This window comes from Photobacterium sp. SP02 (assembly GCF_038519165.1).
GTDB lineage: Bacteria > Pseudomonadota > Gammaproteobacteria > Enterobacterales > Vibrionaceae > Photobacterium > Photobacterium halotolerans.
In genome coordinates, this window is the sequence record NZ_JASJOJ010000187.1 from 1 (window position 1) to 307 (window position 307).

At 53.7% G+C, this 307-nt stretch carries 1 tRNA gene; it reads right to left on the bottom strand.

Annotated elements, in window-relative coordinates:
- Positions 1-114: 114 nt before the first annotated feature.
- Positions 115-191: transfer RNA gene (locus P0Y67_RS22935), tRNA-Arg, on the bottom strand.
- Between the last annotated feature and the right edge of the window lie 116 nt (positions 192-307).

Here is a 307-nt window from a genome sequence, read left to right on the forward strand (position 1 = left end):
CGGGAGGATTCGAACCTCCGACCGCCTGGTTCGTAGCCAGGTACTCTATCCAGCTGAGCTACGAGCGCGCAGAAACTTGTGTTTTCACAATGTCTGACATTGCGATTTAAATAATGGCGCGTCCGGGAGGATTCGAACCTCCGACCGCCTGGTTCGTAGCCAGGTACTCTATCCAGCTGAGCTACGGACGCGCAGGCTTTACTTCTTGCTTTCAGCTATCACACTGAAGAAAGAATGGCGGTGAAGGAGGGATTCGAACCCTCGATACGGGATAAACCGTATACTCCCTTAGCAGGGGAGCGCCTTC